The organism is Pseudomonas sp. 05N434, assembly GCF_056396965.1.
This window is the reverse complement of sequence record NZ_JBFTMK010000945.1, coordinates 1-992: the sequence shown is the minus strand read 5'-3', so window position 1 is coordinate 992 and position 992 is coordinate 1. Positions and strand designations below refer to the sequence as shown.

Annotated in this window: 1 protein-coding gene, 1 tRNA gene and 1 pseudogene; all 3 read right to left on the bottom strand. The window is 56.0% G+C overall.

The features are described 5' to 3' along the window. A pseudogene (locus AC1DLB_RS30940) lies at window positions 1-157 on the bottom strand (quinolinate synthase NadA); the annotation flags it as partial. 262 nt (window positions 158-419) lie between these two features. After that, a tRNA-Lys gene (locus AC1DLB_RS30935) sits at window positions 420-495 on the bottom strand. A gap of 63 nt (window positions 496-558) precedes the next feature. Then, window positions 559-992: 7-cyano-7-deazaguanine synthase (locus AC1DLB_RS30930; protein WP_477786396.1), on the bottom strand; the 434-nt coding region annotated here is incomplete at its 5' end.

Sequence of the window (992 nt, the reverse complement as noted above, 5' to 3'; positions counted from 1 at the left end):
GATCACAATAGAAGTGTGCAACCAGCACCGCGTCCTGAGCTTTGAGCTCGGCTGCGATGGCTGTGCGGTAATAAGCCTCTTCCTCGGCTGTCAGCGGCTTGGGCTGCTTGGCGTCGAGGTGGGCTTGAACCAGAAGGCGTTCGGAAATCTGCGTCATGTTCGCAAGACCTGCAGGCGCTTTCGCGCGAAAGTCGAGTATACACCYGGCTCCGGACCCTTCAGGGTACCGCCGGGAGAGTGAGTATTCATCAGGCATGGACAGCGTTGAAGCTGCGCAAGGCTACAGAATATCCGGCGGATGCAAAAGATGATTCTGACCTGCGTCACTCGGTGCGATCCCGGACCGGGACAACCTCAAATCGCGGGCAAAAAAAAACCCGGAAATCCTCACTTACGTGGGCCTTCCAGATTTTTTAAAATGGTGGGTCGTGTGGGATTCGAACCTACGACCAATTGGTTAAAAGCCAACTGCTCTACCAACTGAGCTAACGACCCGCTGTGTGGTGGCGCGTATAATACTGATTTTTAAGGACTATTCAACACCTAATTTGAAATAAATCAAAAATAAGGTGTCGGGTCGCTGATTCCGGCCGCCGCAAAGCCTTCTGCACGCAGACGGCAGCTGTCGCATTTACCGCAAGCACGGCCGTTATCGTCCGCCTGATAGCAGGAAACGGTCAGCCCGTAATCGACGCCAAGCTTCACGCCCGCCTGAACGATCTGCGCCTTGCTCAGGTTCTGCAGGGGCGCCTGGATACGGAAGCCATTCCCTTCTACACCGGCCTTGGTCGCCAGATTAGCCATGAGCTCGAAGGCTTCGATGAACTCGGGACGGCAATCCGGGTAACCGGAATAATCCACCGCGTTTACACCGATAAAGATGTCACGCGCACCCAGCACTTCGGCCCAACCCAACGCCAGGGACAGAAACACCGTGTTGCGCGCCGGCACATAGGTCACCGGAATGCCTTCGCTCGGCGCCTCCGGTACGT